We start from the raw sequence: 21,362 nt of genomic DNA, 5'->3' as shown, positions 1-21,362 counted from the left end.
GGGCGGCTCTAGCGGTTTTCGGTCGGCAGGGCGAGACGCTGGTCGGCGCCGGCCTGCTTCAATGAGACATGGGCGGAAGCAACCTTCCAGCCCTGCGGGGTGCGGATCCAGGTCTGGCTCTGGCGGCCGATCCTGTCGGACCCCTCGCGCTGGAACTCGACATGGGCGATGGCGAAGTCATCGCCAAAGGTGGTGATTTCGGTGCGCAGCCGCGCGCGCGGCGGAGAGCCGCCGGCCCGGCCGAGCCGGAAGGCGGCAATCTCGGCGAAGCCGTACAGGTTTTCCGTCACACCCAGGCGCACCGTATGGGGCGAGTCCCAGAACGCGCCGTCGAGAGCCTCGACATCATTGTCCATCAGCGCCGTCTCATAGGCGTCGACAGCGGCGGTCACCTGCGCCAGCACGGCCGGATCGTTCAGGATCATTGCAAGCCTTCCGGAGCATGGGCGGCGACGACGCCCAGGCGTTGCAGTTTCAGCCCGGCGGCCAGGGCCAGGTCCTCGCGCCAGGCCGGGGCGATGATCTGGACGCCGATCGGCAGCTGGCCCGGACGGTTCACCGGCGCGGCCAGGGCGGGCAGGCCGATATAGCTGATCGGCTGGGTGAAGGCGCCCAGGTTCTTGCGGACCGAGACCTGCTGGCCGCCCATCTCCATCGTCGTCTGGCCGATGCCGGGGGCAGGGCAGACCGAGGCCGGGGCCAGCAGGATGTCGAAACTCTGAAACGCCCGGCGCACCTCGTCGCGGAAGATCGTGCGATAGCGCTGGGCGGCCTGGGCCACGCCATGCGGCAGCAGAGCCCCGGCCAGCAGGCGGTCGCGGACGGCGGGGTCATAGTCCATCGCCGAACTTTTCAGGTCAGCCAGATGCAGCTCGCCCGCCTCGACAGGGGTCAGGCAGAAGGCGGCGGCGCGGGCGGCCTGGGCACCGGGCAGGATCACCCGGTCCCTGGCGTCCAGCGCCCGGGCCACCAGATCCAGCGCCTCCAGCACCTCGGGAAAAGCGCCTTGCGCAAACCAGCCGCCCAGTACGCCCACCCTCAAGGGCTGGTCGGCCAGGTCTGAGATCCTGTCGGCCACCGGCTCAGCGGCGCGGACACAGATCACGTCGCCGCCGGCATCGGGGCCCTGCATCAGGTCATAAGCCAGGGCCAGGTCTTCGACGGAGCGCGCGAAGGCGCCGGCATGGTCCAGGCTCTCGACGAACGGAAACACGCCCTGGCGTGACAGGCGGCCATAGGTGGGCTTGAGGCCGAAGATCCCGCACAGGCTGGCGGGGATCCGGATCGAGCCGTTGGTGTCTGACCCGAGGCTCAGGGGAACCAGCCCGCCCGCCACGGCAGCCGCAGAGCCGCCAGAAGACCCGCCGGCGATGCGGCTCAGGTCATGCGGGTTATGGGTCGGGCCGTCATGGGCGTTCTCGGTGACGAAGCCATAGGCGAACTCGTCCATGTTCAGCGCGCCCACCAGTATGGCACCGGCCGCCTCCAGCCGTTGGATGAGCGTAGCATCGTGCGAGGGCGGCGTTGCGTCGCGCCGGATCTTCGACCCGGCCAGGGTGGGCAGGCCCGCGATGTCGAACAGGTTCTTGACCGCGAAGGGCACGCCCGCCAGAGGCCCGACGGCTTGGCCGGCGACGATCCTGGCGTCGACCGCGTCGGCATGGGCCAGGGCGCGTTCGGACAGTGTGGCGGTGAAGGCGTTCAGGGCGGGGTTGTGCTGCGCGATCCGTGCGAGGGCGGCTGTGGTCTCTGCCCGGGCGGTGGTCTGGCCGGCCCGAACGGCGGCGGCGATCTGGAGGGCACCGGGAAAGCTCATGGCTCGAACGCCGGGGCCGTCTCGGCCGCGTGCTCGCCCAGGGCGGCGACGAACAGGGCCGTCTGGGTGCGTAGCAAGCTCAGGTTCTCGTGCACTGCCGCCAGGGTGGCTTCGGGCAGGGTCAGGTCGATGGCCGCCGCGCGGGCCTGGGCCCAGGCGGCGATATCGCCGTCGGTGAGGTCGAGAAAGGCCTTGGTCGCCGCGTCGATCGCCATCGTGGGGCGGTCTCCATAAGTAAGAATTTTATTCATATACCCGTGTCGCGGGGCTAGGCTAGTGCGGTGCCGCTTTGGCGGGATGTGCCAGGCGGCCGCCCGTCCGGCGGACACTTGGGCCGCAAAACGCCCACGGGGCAGGCACCTTGCTTCTATCGTCAAACCGGTGCGCCGGCGATCTTGGGAATAGGCCGCAAACGGCGTCGAAGTAGCCTTGTAATAGAAGGCTTACTTGATGACGCACCACCACCTGGCTTCCACGCCTGAGACGATCCGCTTTGGGATGTTCGACGCGGCCTTTGATCCGGTGCTCACCGTGGTCTCGGGCGACAGCGTGACGTTCGAGTGCGTGTCGGGCGGGGTCGAGGTGATGCCGGGACCCGAGAGCGGTTTGGTCATCCCGCCGGCGTTGCAGGCCATCCACGACAGCAAGCCCGAACGGATCGGACCGCACATCCTGACCGGTCCCGTGGCCATCGCGGGCGCGGAGCCCGGCGACACGCTCGAGGTGCGGATCGAGGCGGTCGAGCCCAATAACGACTGGGGCTACTGCGCTGTGCGGCCGCTGGCGGGAACGATCCCGGAAGACTTTCCCGACCGCTATGTCAGCCACATCGCGGTGGACCGTGCGGCCGGGACCTGCAAGCCCAGCTGGGGGCCGACCCTGCCGCTGAAGCCGTTTTTCGGCACCATGGGCGTTGCTCCGCCCGCGAAATATGGCCGCCTCTCCAGCCGCGAACCGCGCGAGCATGGTGGCAATATGGACAACAAGGAGCTGGGCGCCGGCGCGACCCTGTTCCTGCCGGTCTGGGTTCCGGGCGCCAATTTCTCAGCCGGCGACGGCCATGGCCGGCAAGGCGACGGCGAGGTCTGTGTCAACGCCCTGGAGATGGGTCTGACCGGGACCTTCAGCTTCATCCTGCACAAGGTCGCCGATGCCGGCATCGCCCAATGGCCCCGCGCGGAGACCCCCACCCACTTCATCATCATGGGCTTCAACGAAGACCTCGACCTGGCTATGAAGCAGGCCCTGCGCGGCATGATCGACTTCATCACCGCCCGCAGCAGCCTGACCCGCATCCAGGCCTATCAGTTCTGCTCGCTGGCTGTGGATTTCCGGGTGACCCAGACCGTCAACGGCGAGAAGGGCGTGCATGGCATGCTGGAGAAGGGTGTGCTTTTCTAGGCGGCGATGCCGGCCCGCAGTTGACCTCTGCGTCTCTGGCGGATCGACTGCTCACCAAAGCTCGGTTTAACAACGCGTCGTAGAGGGCCACGCCATGAAGAAGATGCTCGCCGTCGGTGCCCTGTTGGCCCTCGCCGCCTGCTCGCCCAAGCCCGCAGAAACCAGGTCCGAACCGCCGCCGGCTGCAGCTGCCAAGGCCGCCGCGCCTGCCGTGACCGTGCCGGGCGGCGCCTATACGCTGGACAAGACCCACGCGAGCCTGGTCTTCACGGTCAACCACCTGGGCTTTTCGCACTACACCGCCAGCTTCACCGACTTCGACGCCAGGCTGAATTTTGATCCGGCCAAGCCCGAAGCGACCACGCTGGAAGCCACGATCAATCCCCGATCGCTGTCGCTGCCCAGTCCGCCTAAGGGATTCAGGGACGAGCTGACCGGACCGCAGTGGCTGGACGCAGCCCAGTATCCGGCCATCACTTTCAAATCGACCAAGGTCGAGGTCACCGGCGCCAATACGGCCAAGGTCACGGGCGATTTCACCCTGCATGGCGTGACCAGGCCGGTGGCGTTGGATGTCGTCTTTAACGGCGGCTACACAGGCCACCCGATGGACCCCAATGCCCGCATCGGCTTCTCGGCCAAGGGTGTCTTCAACCGCTCTGACTTCGGGATCGCCTTCGGCGTGCCGGCACCGGGCACGACGATGGGAGTCAGCGACGCAGTGAATGTCTCCATCGAAGCCGAGTTCAGCGGCCCGCCCCTGGCGGCCAGTTCCCCCGCGCCAGCTGTGCGTTAGGCCTTGTGGGCCCCGGCGGTCAGATAACCCTCCAGCAGGGCCAGGGCATGGACCAGCCTGGCCTTTCGCCACTCGGTTGTGCCCATGTCGGTGTCCAGGGTCACTGACAGTGAATAGCCGTTGGCCAGGTGAAAGCGGCTGAGGGCAGCAATGGTCACATACAGCTGCACGGGATCGAGATTGGGACCGAACAGCCCCTGGCGCTGGCCGCTGTCGATCAGGCGTTCAATGGTCCGGCGCAGGGGGAAGGCGGTCTCGGTCACCATCCGCGATTGCGAGACGAACTTGCCCTGCATCAGGTTCTCGTTGCGCAGCAGGCCCTCGAACTTCGGGTTCTTCTCGAAATAGTCGAAGGTGAAGCGCTGGAGTTCCAGCAGGCCTTCCAGAGGCTTGTCGAAGTCGATCTTCAACTCGGCCTCGCGGGCCCGCAGGTCGACATAGGCCGCCTCCAGCACCGCCAGGTACAGGCCCTTCTTGTCGCCGAAATAGTGATAGAGCATGCGGATATTGCACTTGGCGGCCTTGACGATCCGCTCGATGCGGGCCCCGGCGAAGCCAGCCTGCGAGAACTCCTTGAGGGCGGCGGCCATGATCGCTTTGCGGGTGCGTTCGGCGTCGCGCCTGCGCGGCGCGGGGGCGTCGCCGGGCACGGTTTCAGGGGAGTCCAGGACGGCGGCTTCGGTCACGGAATCTTGGCTCCCTGCTTGATCCAGGCACCCAGCTGGGCGCGTTCGTCATCGGTCATGCCGGTCTCGTTGCCCAGCGGCATGCTGGTGGTGGCCACCGCCCGTTCGTCAATCCGGGCGGCGTACTTCTGGATGTGTTCGGGCGTATTGAAAACCGCGCCGTTGGGCGGGGCGTTGAAGCCTTTATGGGTCGGCTCCGGGCTGTGACATGTGACGCAGTGCTTGTCGACAATGGCCTGGGCGGTTGCGAAGGGCACGGGCGACAGGGCGGCTTCATCGGCCTTGGGCTTGCTGCTGGCGATCACACTGACGGCAAAGAACAGCATGGCGCCGTAGAACAGGAAGTCGTGCCGGATGGTCCCGTGGTGCTTGAGGATGAAGAAGTAGCGGATCGACACGCCCGCCGCGCTGATCAGGGCCAGCAACAGCCAGGCCAGCGGATGGCCGCTGACCATCGGCGCGTGGTTGCTGATCATGATGAAGATGACCGGCAGGGTCATGTGGGTGTTGTGCACCGACCGCTGCTTGCCCATGGCCCCCAGGCGCGGATCGACCGGGCGGCCGGCTAGCATGTCGGCGACGATCCTGCGCTGGTTGGGGATGATGATCAGGAACACGTTGCCGACCATGCAGGTGCCGATGATCGCGCCCACATGGATGAAGGCGCCCCGGTCGGTGAAGATCTGGGTCAGGACGTAAGTCGCCGCTGTCAGGCTCAGGAACCACACGATCCCGAACAGGCGTGGGTGGGCGCCCAGCGGCGAGCGGCACAGGGCCTCATAGACCAGCAGACCGCCGAAGATGAAGGCCAGGCCGGTGGCGATGGCGCCGCCCTGGCTGAACGCGTGCTTGGCGCTGTCGATCAGATAGACCGGCGCGCCCACGTAATAGAGCACGATCAGCAGGGCAAAGCCCGACAGCCAGGTGGTGTAGGCCTCCCATTTGAACCAGTGCAGGTGGTCGGGCATATGCGGCGGGGCCGTCATGTACTTCTGTGAGTGGTAGAAGCCGCCGCCGTGGACGGCCCACAGCTCGCCCTTCACGCCCTCTTTGGGCGGATCGGGCTCGCGCAGATTGTTGTCCAGCCAGACAAAATAGAACGACGCGCCGATCCAGGCGACGCCGGTGATCACGTGCAGCCAGCGAAGGCCCAGGCTGGCCCAGGCGGCGAAATCATAGTCCATCAGGCGCTCACCGAGTCGAGAAGGCGTAGTCGGGAGATATGGCCGATCTGGGTCATCGCTTCGGCGATCTCCCGGGCCTCGTCGTGGTTCAGCCGGGCCTGCATGGCCGCCAGGATTGAGGTCTTGTCGTTCAGCCGCACGGCGATGATGAACGGAAAACCGAAGCGTTCGGCATAGGCGGCGTTGAGCTGGTGGAAGCGCTCGAACTCGTCCGGCGTCAGCCGGTCGAGGCCGGCGCTGGCCTGTTCGGCATTGCTCTCGGCCGTCAGGGTCTTGGCGATGGCGGCCTTGCCGGCCAGTTCGGGGTGAGCGCGGATCAGGGTCAGCTTGTCGGCGGTGGAGGAGGCTTCGAGCACGGCCATCATGGCAGCGTGCATCTGCTCGACACTGGTGAACGGGCGCTCGCCCCAGGCGCGTTCAACCACCCAGGGCGAAAGCTCGAAAGCGAACCCCAGGGCGGTGGTGAAACCGGTCTGGTTCATGCTGTTGAGGGTTTTCAGCGAAAGGGGCGGGGCTGAGCTCATGCGTTAGCTCCCGAAGGACCGACAATAATCTCCGTCATCCCGGGGCTTGTCCCCGGGACCCATTCGTCCGCCGCAAGGGCGGGGATCATTTCGCAACCACCGATCAGCTGAACCATGGGTCCCGGGGACAAGCCCCGGGATGACGGGGAAATATGGGAAGCGCTCATTTCAGGCTCCCTCCATACGGATGCGTCGCCAGCCAGTGCCGCGCGATGTCGATCCGCCGCGCCACCCAGACCCTGTCATGGGCCATGACGTGCTCAAGGAACCGCTTAAGACCCAGGATGCGTCCGGGCTTGCCGACCACGCGGCAGTGCAGACCGATGCTCATCATCTTCGGCGCCGTCTCGCCCTCGGCATAAAGGGCGTCGAAGGCGTCGCGCAGATAGGTGAAGAAGTGCTCGCCGGTGTTGAAGCCCTGGGCCGCCGTGAAGCGCATGTCGTTGGCCTCCAGCGTGTAGGGCACGATCAGCTGCGGGCGGCCATGCTGGTCGTCGTAATAGGGCAGGTCGTCGGCATAGCTGTCGGCGTCGTAGAGAAAGCCGCCTTCCTCGCTGATCAGCCGGGCGGTGTTGGGGCTGGTGCGGCCCTGATACCAGCCCAGCGGCCGCTGGCCGGTCAGGCGGGTCTGGATTTCGATGGCCTTGCCGATGTGCTCCAGTTCCTGGTCGGGCGAGAAATGCTGGTAGTCGATCCAGCGATAGCCGTGGCTGGCGATCTCCCAGCCGGACTGCATCATCGCCTCGACCGCGTCAGGATGGCGCTCCATCGCCTGGGCGACGCCGAACACGGTCAGGGGCAGGCCCAGGTCGTCGAACAGCCGGCGGATGCGCCAGAACCCGGCCCGCGAGCCGTATTCGTAGAGGCTCTCCATCGACATGTTGCGCATGCCCTCGATGGGCTGGGCCCCGACCATCTCCGACAGGAAGAACTCGGAGACGGGGTCGCCATGCAGGATCGAGCGCTCGGCGCCCTCTTCGTAGTTGAGGACGAACTGTACGGCGATGCGGGCGCCGCCCGGCCATTGGGCGTGGGGCGGGGTGGCGCCGTAGCCGATGAGGTCTCTCGGATAGCCGGTCATGCCGAGCAGGCCCCCTCAGTCGCTCCGCGACAGGTCCCCCAGAGGGGGAGCAGCTGGGTGGCAGATCCTCCCCCTCTGGGGGAGGTGGCCCGGAGGGCCGGAGGGGGCAGCGCAGCGGTTCTCACGAAAACACCTTCGCCGCCGCATCGACTCCAGCGCCCGGCGTCGCCGAGAAGCCTTCCCACCGCAGCACCGCCTCCAGCGCCGCCAGGGTGGTCAGCACCGCGTGCTTGCGCGCATTGACCCCCATCGCCCCGATCCGCCAGATCTTGCCGGTCAGCGGTCCGAAAGCCGTGCCGATCTCGATTTCGAACTCGGTGCGCATGCGAGCCCGCACGCGGTCGCCGTCGACGCCGTCCGGGATCCAGATGCCAGTGACGTTGGTCATCTTGTGGGCCTGGTCGCCGTAGACCTGAAGACCCATCGCCTCGACCCCGGCGACCACAGCGGCACCGGCCGAAGCGTGGCGCGCGAAGCGGGCGTCCAGGCCTTCCTCCAGCGCCACGCGGGCACATTCGCGAGCGGCGTACAGCATGCTGGCCGCTTCGGTGTGGTGGTTCAGGCGCTTGTCGGACCAGTAGTCCATGATCATCGCCAGATCGAAATAGTTGGAGGCGATGCGGCGGCCATGGCCGCTGACGGCGCCCGCCGTGGCGATGCCGCGCTCCACATGCTTGCGGCCGGCGATGTGCTCGGCGGCGCGGTCGCTGATCGTGATTGGGGCCGAGCCCGAGGGGCCGCCCAGGCACTTCTGCAGGCCGGCGGTGACGATATCGGCCTGCCACTGATCGACCGGGCAGCTCATGCCGGCCAGGGTGGCGGTGGCGTCGACATAGAGCAGGGCGTCGTGGCGGCGGCAGATCTCGCCGATGGCCTCGATCGGCTGGGCCATGGTGGTGGAGGTGTCGCCATGCACACAGGCCACCAGACGGGGCTTGACCCGGGCCACGGCGTCCTCGACCGCTTGGGGGTCTATCACCTTGCCCCACTCGCCCTCGACGGTGGTTACGCGGGCGTCGCAGCGCTCGGCGATCTCGGACAGCAGCAGGCCAAAGCGGCCGGCATTGACCACCACCACGTCGTCGCCCGGCGCCAGCACCGAGACCAAGGCCGCTTCGATGCCCGCGCGCGAGGTGCCGTCGATCAGGAAGGTCCAGCGGTTCTGGGTCTGGAAGACCTGGCGGTAGAGCGCCATGGTCTCGTTCATATAGCCGGTGAATTCCGGATCAAATTGACCGAGAAGTTGCACCGACATGGCGCGCAGCACGCGCGGGTGCACGTTGATCGGGCCGGGGCCCATCAGCAGGCGGGGCGGGTGGTCGAGTTCGCCGAAGGTGCTCATGTCACGATCCATAAGTTTGTCATCCCGGACGACCCGAAGGGGCGATCCGGGACCCAGGGGCGGCGCGCGCGGCCCCTGGGTCCCGGCACTCCGCGCTGGCGCGCTCCGGCCGGGATGACAAGGAAATTTGCTGGGAAAACTGATCTGAGAGTTTGTCCACGAACCCCAGCATCGCCCGCGCCGCGAGGGCGCAATCGGCCTGCGTGACCGACTCGGCCGGGTTGTGGCTGATCCCGCCCTCGCAGCGGATGAACAGCATGGCGGTGGGGCACAGGTCGGCCATCACCATGGCGTCGTGACCCGCGCCCGAGGGCAGCCGGCGCGGCGGCAGGCCCAGATCGGCGACGGCCGCTTCCAGCAGGGCGGTGAGGCCGGGATCGCAGGGGCTTTCGGAAAGCGCCTGCATCAGGGTGACGGACGCCGTCAGGCCACGCCGGGCGGCGATGGCGTGGATCTCGGCCGTGACAGCCTCGACCGCCGCGTCGCGCGTGGTTGAGGTCTCGGCGCGGATATCCATCGAATATTCGACCGCGCCCGGGATGACGTTGAACGCGCCGGGCAGGGCGGTCATGCGGCCGACCGTGCCGACCAGATTGTCGGTTCCGGCCGCGCAGATCCGCTCCAGGGCCAGGATGCACTCGGCGGCGGCGGGGCCGGGGTCCTTGCGCAGGTTCATCGGCGTGGTGCCGGCGTGGCCGGCCATGCCGGTGATGCGCACCATCAGCCTCTTCTGGGCCGCGATGGCGGTGACGACGCCCAGGGCCAGGCCCTCGGCTTCGAGGACGGGACCTTGTTCGATGTGGGCTTCCAGGAAAGCGATGGCATCTGACGGATTGCGGGCAGCGTCAGTGATCTTGCTCGGGTCGAGCCCGAAAGCCGTGAACGCATCGGCCAGGCGCACCCCGTCAGCGTCGCGCATGTCGAGCACCGCCGAAGGGGCCAGAGTCCCGGCGATGGCGCGGCTGCAGCTCATCGAGGCCGCGAAGCGCGAGCCCTCCTCGTCGCCGAACGCGATCACCTCGATGGCGAAGGGCAGGCGGCGTCCGGCATCGCGCAAGGCCTCCACCAGGTCGATGCCCAGAATGATCCCCAGCGGACCGTCATAGCGCCCGCCGTTACGGACGCTGTCGATGTGCGAGCCGATCAGCAGGGCCGGGGCATCGGGCGTCTCGCCCTCATAGCGGCCGATCAGACTACCGGCGGCGTCGCGGCATGCGGTCATGCCGGCCGCCGTCATCCACTGGGTCAGGGTTTGCAGGGCGGCATTGTGGGCAGGGGTCAGGAAGCGACGCGTCAGCTGGCCTTCGACCTCGCTAAAGGGGACGCACCCCAGCAGGTCGCAGCGCGCCTTGGCCCTTTCGCCGATCTTGAAGTCCCCCGTCACCCCGTCCTGGCTCCGATCCTCGGCTAGGCTTGCCGTGGCGTCCTTGGTAGCGCAGGCTGGTTTCAGCCGCGCGGCCCAAGACCGATGGGGATCTCGATCACCCGCCGATGCCTCGACAGGCGCCAGACCTTGCGGCCGGTGCCTGCGAATAAGTCATAAACCACTTACTTAGCGGATGCGAGGGCAGAGCGCGAAACGCTTGCTGGCGGAAGCTTGGATGGTAGGTGTGCTTGCATCCCAAGGGCACATGGCGTGAATCGTACGATCCCCGCGAGAATTCTGAGAGTGAACCATGGTGGCGAGCACGGTGCCATCAGGATTTATCGCGCTCAGATCGCCATGGCCAAACTGTGGGCGCCCGACCTGCTCCCGTTCCTGAAAGGAACACTGGCACATGAGCGAGAGCATCTCGTGCGCTTTCGCGCCCTGATGCCGGATCGCGCGGCCAAGCCCTGCCGACTGATGTGGATATGGTCGGTCGGCGGTATGGTTCTTGGTGGGTTGACGGGTCTGCTTGGTCGCAAGGCGATCCTCGTCTGCACTGAAGCGGTGGAGCGAACAGTGCATCGTCACCTGGACGAGCAACTGGCATGGCTCGGCGACGCAGACCCTGAAATGTCGAATACAATTCGCGAGATTCAGCAGCAGGAAATGGCCCACATGGCCTTTGCCGCCAAGGCGATGGGGGACGACAACCTACTCACCCGCGCGTTGCGCGTGGTGATCGCCGCCGCGACCGAAAGCCTGATCTGGTTATCGACGCGGGGCGATTCTCGGCGTCTCGCGCAGGAGATCGCTGTAGTCGCTTAAGCCTTGGCAAACTTCCCGGCCGCGCGCACCGAACCGGTCGCGACGCCGGTGGGGGCACCGCCGGGCGGTTCGTCGGTCACGGCCAGCAGCGCGGTGTAGACGCCCGCGCCCTTCAGGTCCTTGGGCAAGGGTATGGCCTTGGGTCCATCCGTGGGCAGCATGCCCAGCGAGATGGCCTTCTGGCCTTCGGGGATGATCCACAGTTCGGGCTCGCGACCGGCGGGCATCTTCATGGCGACCGGCGTCAGGATCAGCGTACCGCTGGCATGGTCCAGAGTCGCGACGAGGGCGGCCTGGTCCGTGCCGGGGTCCTTGATCAAGGCGACTTCGGCAGCAGCCGGGGCGGAGGCCGGTGCGACGGCGGGTGCAGTCGGTGCGCGCGGCGTCAGCACCAGCGTCGCGACGCTGGCGGCGGCCAGGGCGAGCGCACCAACGGACACGCCGCGCCATACCCGGGCGTTGTTCCAGAGCGTCGGGCGGACTGGATCGCCGATCAGGCCGGCGATGCGCGGCCACAGGCCGGCAGAGGGGTCGACGCCCTGGATGTCTGTCGCCAGCGGCGTCAGGTGATTTTCCCACCACTGCACAGCGCGAGCGAAGGCGGGCTCGGCAGACATGCGACGACGCGCCTCGGCACGTTCGTCGGCGTCGAGGACGCCCAGCACATATTCGCCGGCGAAGGGGCGGTCGTCATCGCCCATCGGGGTTTCAACGTCGGTCATGCTTCGAGACACGCGCGAAGGCTGAGCAGGCTACGGCGAATCCAGCTCTTCATGGTGCCCAGCGGCACGCCGATCATCTGGGCCAGGGCGTCATAGGTAACGCCTTCGAAAAAGGCGGTGCGGACCGCGCTGGCGTGCTTGGGGTCGAGCTGATCCAGGCAGCCATTGAGGCGCAGGCGATCCTCGTCGGCCTCGACCAGGGCAGAAGCGAGGGGAGAGGCGTCGGGCAGGGATTCGGCCTCGTCGACGCCGGCCATCACCCGCCCGCCACGCGCGCGCAGCTTATCGATCGACCGGTTGCGAGCCATGCTGACCAGCCAGGTGATCGGGCTGGCCTTTTCGGGATCAAAGCGGTCGGCCTTGTTCCAGACGCTGAGATACACATCCTGAAGCACGTCTTCCGCCTCCTCGCGGTCGTTCAAGATACGGAGGCAGACGCCAAACAGTTTCGCGGACGTGTGGCGATACACATATTTCAGGGCGTCGGAATCGCGGTTGGCGACGCGGGCAATCGCCCGCGAAAGCAAGGCTCGACTGGTATCGGCATCCATCTATCGGTCGTTCCTGCGGTGCAATGTCACGGACGGTGGCATGGGGCTTGGACGTGCGCAATCGGTGTCGCGTCAGCGTGTGGCGCGCATCACCAGGAACCCGACCGAAGCAGCCGTCGTGGTCAGGAAGGTTCCCCAGGCCAGGTCGATCACGGTGATGGTCGTGGACCACACCTTCAGCGTCGCCTGGTTGGTCAGGTCATAGGTCGCATAGGCGCAGAACCCGAACACGGCGGCGTTGATCAACAGGCGCTTCCAGCTGTTGTTTTCGGCGGCCGGCAGAATGGCCAGCACGAAAACGCCGGTCAGATAGATGACATAGAAGGCCGCCGCCGCCGTGAAATTGACCGTATCGGCCATGATCTCGCCGATCACCGGGCGATACAGGCGCGGAGCCGACAGGGTCAACCAGATGAAATCCAGCACCAGAAACGCAGCGCCGGTGCCGAGATACCCGTAAACATAGCGCTTCATGTCAGTTTCCCTGTGCGACTTTCCTGTGCGACCGGCCGCAAACGATAGTGGCTGACGCCCCATTCCTCGCCGCCACGATGACCGAACAGGCCTGACGTCGCCAGGAAGAACAGCCGCCAGCGTCGCCGCCAGACCACGGCGTGCTTGCCATAGACCTGCTCCAGCACCGGATCGATCACGGAGCGGTTGGCGTCGAAGTTTTCCAGCCACTGCTCGGCGGTGCGGGCATAGTGCGCGCCGCTCCAGCGCCAGTCCTGCTCGACGGTGAACAGGTCTGGGAACTGGGCCAGCAGGTCGTGGCTGGGCATGACGCCGCCGGTGAAGAAGTACTGCGCGATCCAGTCGGCCGGGTCGTCCACGTCGAACCGGTAGGGCGCGTTCCTGTGCGTGAAGATGTGGATGAACAGCAGGCCATCGGGTTTCAGCCAGCCGTTCACCCGGGTCAGCAGGGCGCGCCAGTTGGACATGTGCTCGAACATCTCCACCGAGACCACGCGGTCGAACCGCTGGCTGGTGGCAAAGTCGTTCATGTCGGCAGTGATGACCGTCAGATTGCCCAGCCCCAGCTCGGCCGCCCGCGCCTCGATATAGGCGCGCTGCGAGGCCGAGTTCGAAACCGAGGTGATGGTCGAGTTGGGAAAGCGGCCGGCCATCCACAGCGATAGCGAGCCCCAGCCGCAGCCTAGCTCAAGCACCGCCTGGCCGTCGTGCAGATCGGCATGGGCCTCGGTCTCGCGCAGGGCCGCCAGTTCGCCCTCGGCCAGGGTTCTGGCACCCGGCGGGTAGAGGCCGCTGGAATATTTCAGGTTGGGACCCAGCACGACCTCAAAGAACGCGGCCGGCAGCTCGTAATGCTGGGCGTTGGCGGCGTCGGTATGCTCGGCGATGGGGTGAGCGGCCATGTCGCGGGCGAAGTCGGCAGAGGCACCCGGCGCGGTCGAGGCCAGCCGCCGGCGGGCGTCGCCGACCAGGAAATTGATCGCGGCACGCGACACCACATCGGGAATCGGGGCGTCTTCAAAGGCGTGAATGGCGGCCTTGACCAGGCTCATGGCGTCACCTCGCGGCTGGGTCCAACGCAAGGCGTCGGAATGGCTTAGGCTAAAGCTACGCGGCAGCGGAACTCCTGGATGCGCAACGCGTCCAAACGGTATGGAGATCCGTATCTTTTCGCACAGCGCTGCCGTGGCGCCTCCCGAGGAGTCCTCTTTGTCCGCCCCGCATTCGACCCCACGCCAGAGCATCGCCGTCATCGGTTCGGGTATTTCAGGCCTGTCGGCGGCCTGGCTGCTGTCGCGTCGCCATGAGGTAACCCTGTACGAGGCCGACGACCGGCTGGGTGGTCACGCCAATACGGTGGAGATCGACGGCGTCGCCGTGGACACCGGCTTCATCGTATACAACGAGCCCAACTACCCCAATCTGGTGGCCCTGTTCCGGCATCTGGACGTGCCCACCGTCGACAGCGACATGTCGTTCGGCGTTTCGCTGGACAACGGCGCGCTGGAATACAGCAGCAACGCCTTGCTGGCCCAGAAGCGCAATGCGCTGAACCCGCGCTTCCTGAAGATGCTGCTGGACGTCACCCGCTTCTACAAGAACGGCGCGCGTGACGTGCTGGAGCTGGAAAAGGGCGGGCTGTGCCGGCTGGACGACTATCTGCGTCAGCAGGGCTTTGGCGAGGCCTTCGCCGAGGATCACCTGCTGCCCCAGGCCGCTGCGATCTGGTCGGCCTCGATGAAGGACATCCGCGAGTTTCCCGCCGCCGCCCTGCTGCGGTTTTTCGACAATCACGGCCTGATGCTGCCGATCGACAAGCGCCCGGTCTGGCGCACGGTGGTGGGCGGCAGCCGGTCCTATGTCTCGCGGCTGGCGGGCGACTTTCAGGGCGAGATCCTGCTGGGCCGCCCTGTGCGCCAGATCGCGCGCGGGCCAGACGGCGTGACGGTCGAAGACTCCACCGGCCAGTCGCGTCGCTTTGACCAGGTGGTGATCGGCGCCCATGCCAACCAGGCCCTGGCCATGCTGGCGCGCCCGTCCGCTGACGAAGAGGCCTTGCTGGGTGCCTTCCGCTACAGCCGCAACCGCGCCGTGCTGCATCGTGACAAGACCCTGATGCCGCGCCGCAAGGCGGCCTGGGCCAGCTGGAACCATGTGGGCAAGCGCGGCGGAGCCGGGCAGGGCGGGGTGACCTATTGGATGAACCGCCTGCAGCCCCTGGGCAGCCAGGATCCGTTCTTCCTGTCGCTCAACCCGGAACAGGGACCAGCCCACCCCGACACCCTGCACGATCAGGTCTATGAGCACCCCCTGTTCGACGGCCCGGCCATGCTGGCCCAGCGCCGCCTGTGGTCGCTGCAGGGTGCCAACCGCACCTGGTTCTGCGGTGCCTATTTCGGGTCGGGCTTTCATGAGGACGGTCTGCAGGCCGGCCTGGCGGTGGCCGAGCAGCTGGGCGGCGTTCACCGGCCCTGGCTGACCCCCAATCCTTCCGGCCGGATCTTCCTTGACGGGGCCCCGGCAGATGATCCGCAAACGAGGGTGGCTTGACCCTGGTCTCAGCCCTCTATGACGGCGTGGTCACCCACGCACGGACGCGGCCGCGCCGCCACGCCCTGCGCTACCGCATCTTCATGCTGCTGCTGGATCTGGACGAACTGGAAGCGCTGGACCGGCGACTGAAGCGGTTCTCGCACAATCGCTTCAACCTGCTGTCGTTCTTTGACCGCGATCATCTGGACGGTGCCGAGGCGATCCGGCCGGCGATCGAGGCCAGCCTGGCGGCTCATGGCCTTGATCTGCCCCGTCCGTCCATCGCCATGCTGTGCATGCCCCGCGTGCTGGGCCACGCCTTCAATCCGCTGACCGTCTATTTCTGCCGCGACGGCGAAGGAAGGTTGGCGGCGATGGTCTATGCGGTGCGCAACACTTTTGGTCAGCGCCACGACTATGTGCTGCCTGTCGCTCGCGCCCGGAGCGGCTGGGTGGAGCAGGGCTGCGACAAGGCCTTCTACGTCTCGCCATTCCTGCCCATGGACCTGCGCTACGCCTTCGAGGTGGCGCAGCCGGGCGAGGCGGTCCATGTGGGTGTCGATGTCCACGACGATGCCGGCCTGTTGCTGACGGCCAACTTTGCCGGCGAGCGTCGGCCACTGACTGATGCCAATCTGCTCAAGGCCATGCTGACCCATCCCTGGCAGGTGCTCGGGGTGATGGCGGCAATCCATTGGGAAGCGGTGAAGATCCTGCTCAAGGGCTTCCGGTTCTTCCCTCAGCCGCGCGCGACGCGCGGGCTCAAGCGGCCGGTCCTGGATGCGGCCCACGAAAAAGGCGGCGCGGGCTAGTGCCCACGCCGCCTGAAACGTCTCGGATCGTGCCGTCTATCAGTAGACGAAGCGGATGCCGGCGAAGAACGACCGGCCGACTGCCGCATAGCGGGTCACGACCGGGTCATCCTGATAGGCCCAACGGTTTTCCGTCTGGTCGGTCAGGTTCAGAGCTTCAACCGTCAGGGTGATGTTCTTGTTGAACTTGTAGGTGGCCGAGGCGTCGACATTGAACGTGGTGTCGTTGCCCAGGAAGTCGTTGACCAGCGGCGAGTCGCAGAAGCCGGGCTCGCAGGTGCCTGCCGCGATCGGGTAGGTCGTGCGATATTCGGTGCGATAGGCGCTCGACACGCGGGCCGTGAACTTCTCGACTTCGTAATAGACGGTGAAGTTGAAGGCATCCGGCGCTGCGCCGGTAAACGGACCCTTGGCCGTGACGGCGGCCGTACCCAGGCGGGTATTGGCCGGCGTGACGATGTACTGCAGCTCGGATTCCAAGTGCGTGGCGTTGAACTGCACACCCAGGTTCTTGAAGTACCAGGGCAGGAAGGTCAGGTCCTGCTGGTAGTTGAACTCAATGCCGCGGATATAGCCGCCTGGCGCATTGCCGAACTGGCGCACGTCGAAGGGGTTGTCGGCGTCGATATAGGCCACGGCGTTGACGTTGGTCTGCGACGCCCGCAGAGCGGCAATCCCGGCCGAGTCAAGGAACGAGCTCAGGCTGGCCGAGCTGATCAGGGTTTGCGGGAAGCTGGAAATGTCCTTGTCGAACACGGCCACCGAGATCAGGGCGCCGGGGGCGAAGTACCACTCCAGGCTCAGGTCCAGGTTCACCGCGCGGAATGGATCCAGCTTGGGATTGCCGACCGTCAGCGAGCCGCCGACCACGCCGCCATTGGTCGGGACGCTGATCGCCGTGACGTTCGGCGCCAGGTTGCCCAGCAGCGGACGCGCCATGACCTTGGCCGCGCCGAACCGCACGATGATGTCGTCGGTGACCTCATAGGCGGCGTTCAGCGAGGGCAGCAGGTCGGTATACTTGTTCTCGCCCGAGATCGGACGCGAGGTGTTGGTCAGGCCCTCAGATTCCACCTCGGTGATGGCATAGCGAGTGCCGATGTTGCCGCGCAGCGAGCGACCGAAGACTTCGGTATTGTAGTCGAACTGGACATAGGCACCGGAGTCCTTTTCCGCCACGGCGTAGCGGTTGGCCGCGCTGGCCAGGTACGACATGCGCCAGTCGCCCCACTTGTTGACGCAGTTGCAGTCAAAGTTGAACAGGCTGACCATCTTGTTCAGATCGGGAACCCGGAAGGCCGTGGTCGTGCCGGCCGGAACCTCCAGACCGGTGCCCCAGTTGATGACCTTGCTGACGGCATCCAGCGTGGTGCCGGCCTCTTTCAGGCTCGGATTGAGGGTTTCAGCGCTCAGGCGGCGGTATTCAGCGGTCGAGAAGCCATATTCGCGCTGGTTGAACCCGAACTTGACCTCCAGCTCGTCGCTGACTGCATATTTGAAGTCCAGGCGCAGGGCTTCGTAGTCATTGGTGGTGAAGCGCTGGAAGTGACGCAGGGCCGAATAGCCCTTCACGAAGTCCCAGGCCGAGGCCTGGGTCGCGTCGAAGCCGAGGTTGACCAGCGGCATGTCGCCGCCGCCCCGGGCGTCGTAGACGAGATAGTCGTTGCCGGTCACGCCCTGACCAGAGTCCAGGCGGATGAAGTCGGCCAGCAGGCCCTGGGTCTTGTTCTTCGACGAGGACTTGCCGTAGACGGCCGTCATCGAGAAATCGTCGTTGAACTCGTGATCCATCTTCAGCGAGGTCTGACGGAAGTAGGTCGTGAAATAGGCCGCATCCGCTGCCGAGCGCAGGTCGACATTGCCCAGTTTCAGATAGTCGGCATTGGCGCCGCTGGGCGACAGTGCCGCGTCGATCAGGCGAACGCTCGGGCGGCCGACAAAGGCGTTGCGCATGCCCAGGCCCAGCGGGTCGGACACAAAACCGACCGAGCCGGGGGCATTGTAATAGTCGTAGGGCTCGAGGTTGAACGGGTTGAAGCTGAACTGGGTGCCGGCGACGAGGCCGCCGCCGTTCAGCGCCTGGCCGCAGTCAATGGCGTCCGCGATGGCCGTGGCCGCCTGCGCCGTACAGGTCGGATAGAGGCCGCGCTTGGTGGCGGCAGACGTGGTGGCTGTCGCCGCGTTCAGGCCGGCGATGGTGTTGTTGCGGTTCAGGCCGACGGTCTGGACCTGATAGTTGACCGAGCCCTGCTCGAGCTCGGAATAGACCCAGTCGAGGCTGAAGGTGGTGCGGCTGGTCGGGCGCCATTGCAGGCCGCCCGTCAGGCCGGTGCGCTCTTGAGTGAGGTCCTGCTGGTTCAGCGTAGCCAGGGCGGGGATGCGCGCCAGAGGGCCAGCGGCGGTGGTGGTGGTTGCCCCCGCCGTGTTGGTCAGGGTCGAGCCTTGCGGGCCGTTGATCAGGGCATAGGCCGCCGGGTTCGAGCCGATCAGGGTGGCGCAATAGGCCGCGTTGGTGATGTTGACGCCATTCATGACGCCGCTGTTGCAGGCTGTCCCGATGGGGGCCGCAAAGCCCTGGCGCGTGACGCGCGAGGCACCGGATGCCGGGTTGGGCGTCGTGGCGAAGGTCGAGCCGCGATAGGTGTATTCCGACTGGCCGGCCTGCCGCTGATAGCTGTCGATGATCTGGTTGCGCTTGTTATAGGCCACCGAGAACAGGGCACCGAAATCGCCCCACTTGGTTTCCCAGCGGTCCGACACCAGGCCGGCGAAGCGCGGCGAATTGGTGCCGCCGTTCTCATAGTAGGCGTTTTGCAGCGACAGGGCGAGGCGACGGCCCTTGAAGTTCAGCGGGCGGCCGGTTTCCAGGTCGACGGTCGCGCCGAGCGAACCTTCGTCGGTTTCGGCCGAGGCGGTTTTTTGCACCTTCAGCGAGTTGAACAGTTCCGAGGCGAAGGTGTTGAAGTCAAAGCCGCGCGAGCGGTTGGCGGCATCGCCGGCGATCGACGGGCCGGCCGTCGACAGGGCTTCCAGGCCGTTCAGGCGAACGCGGGTGAAGTCGCTGCCCAGGCCCCGGACGGTGATGGTGCGGCCTTCGCCGTTTTCGCGGTCAACCGACACGCCGGGCAGGCGCTGCAAGGACTCGGCGAGGTTGGCGTCGGGGAAGTCGGCGATGTCTTCGGCGTTGATGGCGTCAACCATCACGTTCGAGGTGCGCTTGAGGTTCAGGGCGCTTTGCAGGGCAGCGCGATAGCCGGTGACGACGATCTCTTCGACCTGGTCGGCTTCGGCGGGGGCGGAAGCTGCGGCCGGAGCGGTTTGGGCCGCTGCAACGCCCGAAGTGGCCACCAGGGCCGAGGCGACGAGCAGGGCGCTCAACGAGGCCTGCCCGAGAAGCGCGCGCGCGCGGGTGTGGCTTTGGTAGTCCTTCATAGTTTCCTCCCGAACAGTTTCCGAAAGGCACGACTCTTTTATAGTCGGACGCACCTTCAATTATGGCAGTACGGCTATCGGTTACCGGTGTCATTTGCAATAGAAACCGGTGTCATTGGCTGCTGTGGTGGCTTTTGCGCAACATTCCAGGCGCGCTGACAGAATTGCGCCGCCCCAGCGCCACAATTTCACAGGGCGGAGCGGACTCAAGCGGCAGCCGGCCGCAGAGACCGTCATGCGACGGACGAAAAAAGCGCTCTGACCTAGCGGGTGAAGCGTTCTGGATTCACGGCCGCGCTAAGCCGGACTTTTCGGGGCTGTCAGGTCGCCACGGGTTCCAGCCAGGCTTCAAGATCGGCCAGGGCTCGCAGGCTCATCAGCCGCTTTTTGGCGCGCCCCCTCTCCTTGAGGGGGATCTTGACGCCGTCTTCGCCGGTCTTGGGGGCCTCCATCGGCGGCAGCAGGCCATAGTTGATGTTCATCGGCTGGAAGCTGCTCTTGCCGGCGTCCTCACTCGCAATATGGCCGCCGGTGACGTGATCGATCAGGGCCCCCAGGGCGGTGGTCGCGGGCGGGGCCTCCAGCGTCTGGCCCAGACGCTCGGCGGCGGCGAAGCGACCGGCCAGCAGGCCGGTTGCGGCGCTTTCGACATAGCCCTCGACCCCGGTCATCTGGCCGGCGAAGCGCAGGCGCGGCGCGACCTTCATCCGCAGGCTGCGGTCCAGCAGGCGCGGGCTGTTGATGAAGGTGTTGCGGTGCAGGCCGCCCAGGCGGGCGAACTGGGCGTCCTTCAGGCCCGGGATCATCCGGAATACCTCGGCCTGCGCCCCGTGCTTCAGCTTGGTCTGGAAGCCGACCATGTTCCACAGGGTGCCCAAGGCATTGTCCTGGCGCAGCTGGACGATGGCGTAGGATTTGACGGTGGGGTCGCGCGGATTGGTCAGGCCGACCGGCTTCATCGGGCCATGGCGCAGGGTCTCGCGGCCGCGCTCGGCCATCACCTCGATCGGCAGGCAGCCGTCGAAATAGGGGACATGCTCCCAATCCTTGAACTCGGCCTTGGGGCCGGCGATCAGGGCGTCGATGAAGGCCTCGTACTGGGCCTTGTCCATCGGCAGGTTGATATAGGCCGCCGCATCGCCGCCGGGGCCTTCCTTGTCATAGCGCGACTGACGCCAGGCGACGCTCATGTCGATGGACTCAAGGTGGATGATCGGAGCGATGGCGTCGAAGAACGACAGCTGCCCTTCGCCCGACAGCGCCAGGATCGCGTCGGCCAGGGGCGCCGAGGTGAGGGGACCCGTGGCGACCACGACATTGTCCCAGTCTTCGGGCGGCAGGCCGGCGATCTCCTCGCGCACGATGGTGACCAGCGGATGGGCTTCCAGCCGACGGGTGACCTCGGCCGAGAAGCCGTCGCGATCCACCGCCAGGGCCCCGCCGGCCGGCACCTGATGCTGGTCGGCGGCCGAAAGGATCAGTGAGTCGCAGCGGCGCATCTCGGCGTGCAACAGGCCCACGGCGTTGAACTGCCAGTCGTCGGACCGGAACGAGTTGGAACAGACCATCTCGGCCAGGCCGTCGGTGTGGTGGGCTTCCGTAAGGACCGGGGTCGGAAGGGTTCGCCGCATCTCGTGCAACACCACGGGCACGCCGGCCTTGGCGATCTGCCAGGCGGCTTCGGAACCGGCGAGGCCGCCGCCGATGACGTGAACGGGCGCGATTTGGGAAGGCTGAGTTGTCATGGCGACCTCATACCCCTGGTGGCGGCGAGACGAAACCTGTGTCTAGTCTGAAATGCGGGGCGTCGATGAC

General features: G+C 66.3%; 19 protein-coding genes and 1 pseudogene. 5 read left to right on the top strand and 15 right to left on the bottom strand.

The features are described from left to right. Positions 1-8: 8 nt before the first annotated feature. From hpxZ to ACW179_RS20275, 3 genes are read right to left on the bottom strand one after another with little or no spacing between them, the layout of a single operon-like run. Entirely contained in the window at positions 9-425 is a 417-nt protein-coding gene (gene hpxZ, locus ACW179_RS20285) for an oxalurate catabolism protein HpxZ (RefSeq protein ID WP_492061497.1), read from the bottom strand. Continuing rightward, positions 422-1,816: an AtzE family amidohydrolase gene (locus ACW179_RS20280; protein ID WP_492061495.1), complete on the bottom strand. Its 1,395-nt coding sequence runs from the start codon at positions 1,814-1,816 to the stop codon at positions 422-424. Before ACW179_RS20280 ends, hpxZ begins: the two co-directional genes overlap by 4 nt. After that, entirely contained in the window at positions 1,813-2,031 is a 219-nt protein-coding gene (locus ACW179_RS20275; RefSeq protein ID WP_492061493.1) for a hypothetical protein, read from the bottom strand. The genes ACW179_RS20280 and ACW179_RS20275 overlap by 4 nt, the downstream gene beginning before the upstream one ends. 232 nt (positions 2,032-2,263) lie before the next feature. Between ACW179_RS20275 and ACW179_RS20270 the strand changes: the two genes are divergently transcribed. Together ACW179_RS20270 and ACW179_RS20265 are read left to right on the top strand one after the other, a co-directional pair. Further along, entirely contained in the window at positions 2,264-3,217 is a 954-nt protein-coding gene (locus tag ACW179_RS20270) for an acetamidase/formamidase family protein (RefSeq protein WP_492061491.1), read from the top strand. Positions 3,218-3,311: 94 nt separating this feature from the next. Continuing rightward, positions 3,312-4,013: a YceI family protein gene (locus ACW179_RS20265; protein WP_492061489.1), complete on the top strand. Its 702-nt coding sequence runs from the start codon at positions 3,312-3,314 to the stop codon at positions 4,011-4,013. Here the strand turns inward: ACW179_RS20265 and ACW179_RS20260 are convergent. From ACW179_RS20260 to ACW179_RS20235, 6 genes and pseudogenes are all read right to left on the bottom strand, one after another. Then, entirely contained in the window at positions 4,010-4,699 is a 690-nt protein-coding gene (locus tag ACW179_RS20260; protein ID WP_492061487.1) for a TetR/AcrR family transcriptional regulator, read from the bottom strand. The genes ACW179_RS20265 and ACW179_RS20260 overlap by 4 nt on opposite strands. After that, entirely contained in the window at positions 4,696-5,883 is a 1,188-nt protein-coding gene (locus ACW179_RS20255) for a urate hydroxylase PuuD (RefSeq protein ID WP_492061485.1), read from the bottom strand. Before ACW179_RS20255 ends, ACW179_RS20260 begins: the two co-directional genes overlap by 4 nt. Further along, on the bottom strand, positions 5,883-6,407 hold the full coding sequence (gene uraD / locus ACW179_RS20250) for a 2-oxo-4-hydroxy-4-carboxy-5-ureidoimidazoline decarboxylase (protein WP_492061483.1): 525 nt from the start codon (positions 6,405-6,407) through the stop codon (positions 5,883-5,885). The genes ACW179_RS20255 and uraD overlap by 1 nt, the downstream gene beginning before the upstream one ends. A 163-nt stretch (positions 6,408-6,570) precedes the next feature. Further along, a complete protein-coding gene (gene puuE, locus ACW179_RS20245; RefSeq protein WP_492061480.1) occupies positions 6,571-7,488 on the bottom strand; it encodes an allantoinase PuuE in 918 nt (305 codons plus the stop codon). Positions 7,489-7,609: 121 nt separating this feature from the next. Beyond that, on the bottom strand, positions 7,610-8,830 hold the full coding sequence (locus tag ACW179_RS20240; protein ID WP_492061479.1) for a pyridoxal-phosphate-dependent aminotransferase family protein: 1,221 nt from the start codon (positions 8,828-8,830) through the stop codon (positions 7,610-7,612). A 145-nt stretch (positions 8,831-8,975) separates the two neighbouring features. Continuing rightward, positions 8,976-10,214 (bottom strand): annotated as a pseudogene (locus ACW179_RS20235) (allantoate amidohydrolase); the annotation flags it as partial. A 252-nt stretch (positions 10,215-10,466) separates the two neighbouring features. Between ACW179_RS20235 and ACW179_RS20230 the strand changes: the two are divergent. After that, entirely contained in the window at positions 10,467-11,024 is a 558-nt protein-coding gene (locus tag ACW179_RS20230; RefSeq protein WP_492061477.1) for a demethoxyubiquinone hydroxylase family protein, read from the top strand. Here ACW179_RS20230 and ACW179_RS20225 read toward each other — a convergent pair. From ACW179_RS20225 to ACW179_RS20210, 4 genes are all read right to left on the bottom strand, one after another. Further along, positions 11,021-11,746: an anti-sigma factor gene (locus ACW179_RS20225; RefSeq protein WP_492061475.1), complete on the bottom strand. Its 726-nt coding sequence runs from the start codon at positions 11,744-11,746 to the stop codon at positions 11,021-11,023. The genes ACW179_RS20230 and ACW179_RS20225 overlap by 4 nt on opposite strands. Beyond that, complete coding sequence (locus ACW179_RS20220) at positions 11,743-12,297, bottom strand: sigma-70 family RNA polymerase sigma factor (protein ID WP_492061473.1); 555 nt, start codon at positions 12,295-12,297, stop codon at positions 11,743-11,745. Before ACW179_RS20220 ends, ACW179_RS20225 begins: the two co-directional genes overlap by 4 nt. Positions 12,298-12,369: 72 nt before the next feature. Then, on the bottom strand, positions 12,370-12,771 hold the full coding sequence (locus ACW179_RS20215; RefSeq protein WP_492061471.1) for a DUF2177 family protein: 402 nt from the start codon (positions 12,769-12,771) through the stop codon (positions 12,370-12,372). After that, on the bottom strand, positions 12,768-13,823 hold the full coding sequence (locus tag ACW179_RS20210) for an SAM-dependent methyltransferase (protein WP_492061469.1): 1,056 nt from the start codon (positions 13,821-13,823) through the stop codon (positions 12,768-12,770). The genes ACW179_RS20215 and ACW179_RS20210 overlap by 4 nt, the downstream gene beginning before the upstream one ends. A 157-nt stretch (positions 13,824-13,980) precedes the next feature. Between ACW179_RS20210 and ACW179_RS20205 the strand changes: the two genes are divergently transcribed. Further along, positions 13,981-15,321, top strand: a complete 1,341-nt coding sequence (locus ACW179_RS20205) for an NAD(P)/FAD-dependent oxidoreductase (RefSeq protein ID WP_492061468.1) — start codon at positions 13,981-13,983, stop codon at positions 15,319-15,321. Further along, positions 15,318-16,115 (top strand): DUF1365 domain-containing protein, encoded by a 798-nt coding sequence (locus ACW179_RS20200; RefSeq protein ID WP_492061467.1) that lies wholly within the window; start codon positions 15,318-15,320, stop codon positions 16,113-16,115. Before ACW179_RS20205 ends, ACW179_RS20200 begins: the two co-directional genes overlap by 4 nt. Before the next feature lie 39 nt (positions 16,116-16,154). On the opposite strand, the gene ACW179_RS20195 is transcribed toward ACW179_RS20200, so the two are convergent. Next, positions 16,155-19,547, bottom strand: a complete 3,393-nt coding sequence (locus ACW179_RS20195) for a TonB-dependent receptor (protein WP_492061466.1) — start codon at positions 19,545-19,547, stop codon at positions 16,155-16,157. A gap of 320 nt (positions 19,548-19,867) precedes the next feature. Next, complete coding sequence (gene trmFO / locus ACW179_RS20190) at positions 19,868-21,292, bottom strand: methylenetetrahydrofolate--tRNA-(uracil(54)-C(5))-methyltransferase (FADH(2)-oxidizing) TrmFO (protein ID WP_492061465.1); 1,425 nt, start codon at positions 21,290-21,292, stop codon at positions 19,868-19,870. Between the last annotated feature and the right edge of the window lie 70 nt (positions 21,293-21,362).

Source organism: Caulobacter sp. AVps18 (assembly GCF_058681425.1).
This window is presented reverse-complemented; position numbering and strand designations above follow the sequence as displayed.